Annotated in this window: 7 protein-coding genes; 2 read left to right on the forward strand and 5 right to left on the reverse strand. The window is 73.2% G+C overall.

The window, feature by feature from the left end:
• Positions 1 to 93: 93 nt before the first annotated feature.
• Both ACFE67_RS14145 and ACFE67_RS14150 read left to right on the forward strand, forming a co-directional pair.
• Positions 94 to 597: a hypothetical protein gene (locus ACFE67_RS14145; protein WP_375407516.1), complete on the forward strand. Its 504-nt coding sequence runs from the start codon at positions 94 to 96 to the stop codon at positions 595 to 597.
• Between the two features lie 98 nt (positions 598 to 695).
• Positions 696 to 1,220 carry a prepilin peptidase gene (locus tag ACFE67_RS14150; protein WP_375407517.1) on the forward strand — a complete coding sequence of 175 codons (525 nt, stop codon included), beginning with the start codon at positions 696 to 698 and terminating at the stop codon, positions 1,218 to 1,220.
• 99 nt (positions 1,221 to 1,319) lie between these two features.
• Here the strand turns inward: ACFE67_RS14150 and ACFE67_RS14155 are convergent, their stop codons facing one another.
• The 5 genes from ACFE67_RS14155 to ACFE67_RS14175 all read right to left on the reverse strand — a co-directional run.
• Complete coding sequence (locus tag ACFE67_RS14155) at positions 1,320 to 2,720, reverse strand: class II fumarate hydratase (protein ID WP_375407518.1); 1,401 nt, start codon at positions 2,718 to 2,720, stop codon at positions 1,320 to 1,322.
• A 36-nt stretch (positions 2,721 to 2,756) separates the two neighbouring features.
• A complete protein-coding gene (locus ACFE67_RS14160) occupies positions 2,757 to 3,359 on the reverse strand; it encodes a carbonic anhydrase (RefSeq protein ID WP_375407519.1) in 603 nt (200 codons plus the stop codon).
• Entirely contained in the window at positions 3,356 to 4,015 is a 660-nt protein-coding gene (locus tag ACFE67_RS14165; RefSeq protein ID WP_375407520.1) for a DUF4245 domain-containing protein, read from the reverse strand. The genes ACFE67_RS14160 and ACFE67_RS14165 overlap by 4 nt, the downstream gene beginning before the upstream one ends.
• A complete protein-coding gene (locus tag ACFE67_RS14170; RefSeq protein ID WP_375407521.1) occupies positions 4,012 to 4,227 on the reverse strand; it encodes an exodeoxyribonuclease VII small subunit in 216 nt (71 codons plus the stop codon). The genes ACFE67_RS14165 and ACFE67_RS14170 overlap by 4 nt, the downstream gene beginning before the upstream one ends.
• Before the next feature lie 10 nt (positions 4,228 to 4,237).
• On the reverse strand, positions 4,238 to 4,777 hold a 540-nt coding region (locus tag ACFE67_RS14175; RefSeq protein WP_375407522.1), incomplete at its 5' end, for an exodeoxyribonuclease VII large subunit.

Consider the following 4,777-nt stretch of genomic DNA (forward strand, 5'->3'; position numbering starts at 1 on the left):
CTCGCGGATCCGGAGCAATTCGGCGACACCCCGCATTCCGGGTCCGGAATGCGGGATGTCGCGTGAATTCTCCGGATCCGCGATGATTCGGGCGTGCGGAGGATCGTGGTCGGCGTGTTCGGTGGACTGCTTGCGGCGATGCTCGCGATCGGCACGGTCGACACATTCGTATGGCTGCCGGAGGCGACCGCCCCGAGCATCCCGCTCGAGCGGATCTATGCGGCGCTCGGCGACTCGGGCGACCTGCTGGCGTGCATCGCGTCGCCCGTGATCTGGTTCGGCTTCTGGGCGGTGCTCGGCACGCTGTTCGTGACGGCGCAGCTGCCCGCGCATCCGGCCTTCCGGCCGATGCTGCTGCGGCCGGTCTCCGCCGCGGCGCTCGGTCTGCTGCTGCTCGGCGGCGTGGGCTTCTTCCACTGGTGGAGCGCGTTCGCGATGGCGATGTCCGTCTCCGACGAGCTACCACCGGGGTACGGCACGATCACGCCGCTCGGCATGGTCATCGTGCTCGGCGGCCTGATCGCCATCGCCGTCGGCGCGCTGCTCGGCGTCGCGGCCCTCGTCAGCCGACCGAGAGCCGCGCCCGCCCTCTCCTGACCTCACGGGTCGTGTTCACGGATACGGAGATCCGGCGTCGACGGCAGTCCTGTGGAGAACCGGCGACGGCGATCCGGGCGCTTCCCTAGCCTGCGGGCATGCTCATCGTCGCCCGACGCCTCCCGGTCGGGGAGGCGCTTCCCGCGCTCGGGCTGCTCGCCGTCGCGACGCTGACGATCGGTCCCCGGCCGATCCTGCTCGGGGTCGCGTGGCTCGCGGCCGTCACGCCCCGGCTGGTCGCCTTCGACCTCGCCGAGCACCGGCTACCCGACGCGATCGTGTTGCGCGGCTATCCCGCGGTGCTCGCCGCGGTCCTCCTGGACTCCTGGTCGCGGGGCGTCGCGCCGGCCGGACCGGTGCTCGCCGGCCTCGCCTGCGGGCTGGTCTTTCTCCTCCTGCATGCCGCCGGAGGAATGGGGCTCGGCGACGTGAAGCTCGCTCCACTGCTCGGCGTGCTCGCCGCCGCCGCGCTGCCCGGCGGAGCCCTGGTCTGGCTCCTCCTGGCGTTCCTGCTCGGCGGCATCGGCGCGACCGTCGTCCTGATCCGCCGCGGCGCTGGCGCCCGAATGCCCTTCGGCCCGCCGATGCTCGCGGCCGCCTGGCTCACCCTCCTCCTCGCCTAACGGGGCCCACCGCTGCAATAGGCGCGGTGCGCACCGTCGGATCAGCAGCGGAGAGCCCCGCTAGCGGAGGTGGTCAGGGCGTCGAACGAGTGCGGAGGGTCAGCCCGGGCGGGTCATCGAGAGGACGTCGAGGGCCGTGTCGAGCTGCGCCTCCGTCAGCTCGCCGCGCTCCACGAAGCCGAGCTCGATCACGGACTGGCGGATCGTGCGGCCCTGGGCGACCGAGTACTTCGCGACCTTCGCGGCGGCCTCGTAGCCGATCGTGCGGTTCAGCTTCGTGACGATGGAGGGGGACGACTCGGCGAGCGCGCGCGCCCGCTCCTCGTTCACGGTCAGCCCGTCGAGCACCTTGTCGGCGAGCAGACGGGACACGGCCGCGAGCAGGCGCACCGACTCGAGCAGCGCGGTGCCCATGACGGGGATCGCGACGTTCAGCTCGAAGACGCCGGAGGCGCCCGCCCAGGTGATCGTCGCGTCGTTGCCGATCACGCGCGCGGCGACCATCAGCGTCGCCTCCGGGATCACCGGGTTCACCTTGCCGGGCATGATCGACGACCCCGGCTGCAGGTCGGGGATGTGCAGCTCGCCGAGGCCGGCGTTCGGGCCGGAGCCCATCCAGCGCAGGTCGTTCGAGATCTTCGTCAGGCTGACGGCGAGCACCTTCAGCGCGCCGGACGCCTCGACGAGACCATCCCGGGCGCCCTGGGCCTCGAAGTGGTCGGCGGCCTCGACGATCGGCAGCCCGGTCGTCTCGGCGAGGATCGCGATCACCGCGGGGGAGAAGCCGGCGGGGGTGTTGATGCCCGTCCCGGTCGCCGTACCGCCGAGCGGCACCTCCGCGAGCCTCGGCACCATCGCGGCGATCCGGTCGAGGGCGAGCCGGATCTGGCGGGCGTACCCGCCGAACTCCTGCCCGAATGTCACCGGGGTCGCATCCATCAGGTGGGTGCGCCCGGCCTTGACGAGATGCGCCCACGCCTGCGCCTTGACCTCGAGTGCGGTCGCGAGGTGCTCGAGCGCCGGCACCAGCACCGTCTGCACCGCTTCGGTCGCGGCGAGGTGCACGGAGGTGGGGAACACGTCGTTCGACGACTGCGACGCGTTCACCTCGTCGTTCGGGTGCACCGCGCGCCCGAGCCGCTGCGAGGCGAGCGAACCCAGCACCTCGTTGATGTTCATGTTCGACGACGTCCCGCTGCCCGTCTGGTACACGTCGATCGGGAACTGGTCCAGGTGGCGACCGGCGATGATCTCGTCGGCGGCACCCACGATGGCCTCGACGACGTCGGGCTGCAGCACACCGAGCCGCCCGTTGACGATCGCGGCGCCGCGTTTGATGCGCGCGAGCGCGATGATCTGCGCCTCTTCGAGGCCTGCGCCGGAGATCGGGAAGTTCTCGACCGCGCGCTGGGTCTGCGCGGCCCAGAGCGCATCGCGGGGCACCCGCACCTCGCCCATCGTGTCGTGCTCGATGCGGTAGGCAGCGTCCTCGGACGTCATCAGGCTCCTTCGCAGGGGTGGATCCGGCCGGTGGGATCAGGTTGCGTCGCCCACGGCGAAGCGCCGGTCGACGCGGCCCTCCGCGAGGCGGTAGTTGGCGCCGACCACGTCCACGCTACCGTCCGCGACCGCGGCGGACAGCAGGTCGGAGGCCGCCAGCAGCGACGCGACGGTGGACTCGAGATGGGCCTCGCCGACGGCGGCCGGATCGGTGCCGGCCGCCTCGACCGCCGGCCGGATCGCCTGGATGTGCGCGGCGATCAGCGGAGGCAGCAGGGGCGCGTCCGGCCCCGCAGCGTCGATCGCGGCCTGCACGGCGCCGCAGCGGTCGTGCCCCAGCACGACGACGAGCGGCACGCCCAGCACCGCGACCGCGTACTCGATGGAGGCGATGGCAGAGCTGCTGGCGATCTGACCCGCGTTCCGGATCACGAACAGATCGCCGAGGCCCTGGTCGAACAGCACCTCGGCGGCGACGCGGGAGTCGCTGCAGCCGAGCACCGCGGCGATGGGCTGCTGACCCTCCGCGAGATCGGCCCGCCGGCTCGCGTCCTGCCTCGGATGCTCGGAGCGGTCGCCGACGAATCGCTCGTTGCCCTGCGCGAGCCGATCCCAGGCGTCGCTGGCCGGTCGTGTCACGGCAGCGAACCGGCGCCGTCGAGGCCCCGCGAGGCGGCGTCCGTCGCGACCGCTGCGGCGAGCGAACGCACCTCCGCCGCCGACGCCGTGCCGTACACGGCGACGTCGACCGTCCCGATCTTCGTCGCGAGTCCGTAGGCGACGTTGCCGATGGCGTCGTCGCCCAGGTTCCGGCGGTCGTAGATCCGCCACGGCAGACCGCCGATGGTCGTCGTCCCTGTCGGGTCGGCGCCGTCGAGCGTCGTGTCCAGCAGGTCCGGCGTGCCGGGCAGCCCCTCCGTCAGGCCGACGTACCGCGAGCCGCCGATGATGTAGCCGACGTACCAGGAGGCCTGGGCGCCGGATCCGCGCAGCTCTGCCGCGTTCGCCTTCCAGGTGCTCGGCAGCGTCGGCGCGAGCAGCGGCTGTCCCGCCGTGTCGGCGAACTGCTCCGAGGTGGCCCGCACGTCGAGGTCGGCCTGCTTCGGGGTTCCGCCGCGCGGCACGATCGCGATGATCAGCGCGACGATCCCGAGGCAGGCGGCCAGCGAGGCGACGAGGTTCCGCCAGTTCTGGCGCGAGCGCCGCAGCGCCCGGTCCCGCGCCTTGCGCTCGGCGGTCTCCTGCGGCGTCTCGGGCCTGCCGAGCTCTGCGACGACCCGGCCGGTGCCGCTCACGACTCGGCGCGCGCGGCATCGAGCCGCGCCCGGGCGCCGGTGAGCCAGGTCTCGCAGCGGGTCGCGAGCGCCTCGCCGCGCTCCCAGAGCGTCAGCGACTCCTCGAGCGTCGTACCGCCCCGCTCCAGCTGGTCCACCACGGCGATCAGCGCGTCGCGGGACGCCTCGTAGGAGAGGTCCTCGACGTCGGTGGGGACGCCCGCATCGGTCATACGGGGAAGTCTACGAGCGGGCTCCGACGGGCTCGGCCCGATCCGCCCGGTCCGTCCCGACGGCCCCCTCGCTGGTCGCGGCCACCGCCCCGTCGACCACCCGGACGGTCAGCTGCGTGCCCGTAGGGGCATCCGCGGTGTGCCGCAGCGCGGCGCCGTCGCCGCCGAGCACGATGGCGTAGCCGCGCTCCAGCGTGCGGAGCGGGGACAGGGTGCGGAGGTGGCCGCGCGCCTCCGCGAGCCGCCGCTCGGCCTGGTCCACGGTGCGATCGACCAGCTCGGTCGACCGCGCCGCCCATCGGGTCAGCTCGTCCGCGCGTGTCTCGACGATCCAGGCGCCGTCCGCCAGCACCCGCCGGGCACGCAGCGACGAGATCCGCTCGGCCTCGCCCCGCACGGTCTGGGTCAGCCGGTTCCGGATGCGGGCGCGCGCCTGGCTGACGCCGTTCAGCTCCTCCGTCACATCCGGCACGACGCGCTTCGCGGCGTCCGTCGGCGTGGAGGCGCGCAGGTCGGCGACGTCGTCGAGCAGCGGCCGGTCGTTCTCGTG

The organism is uncultured Amnibacterium sp., assembly GCF_964244015.1.
Taxonomy (GTDB): Bacteria; Actinomycetota; Actinomycetes; order Actinomycetales; family Microbacteriaceae; genus Amnibacterium.

What these genes read in the sequence shown, in the direction of transcription:
- ACFE67_RS14150 (WP_375407517.1), top strand. Translation starts at nt 696, where the DNA reads ATGCTCATCGTCGCCCGACGCCTCCCGGTCGGGGAGGCGCTTCCCGCG.
- ACFE67_RS14155 (WP_375407518.1), bottom strand. Translation starts at nt 2,720, where the DNA reads ATGACGTCCGAGGACGCTGCCTACCGCATCGAGCACGACACGATGGGC.
- ACFE67_RS14170 (WP_375407521.1), bottom strand. Translation starts at nt 4,227, where the DNA reads ATGACCGATGCGGGCGTCCCCACCGACGTCGAGGACCTCTCCTACGAG.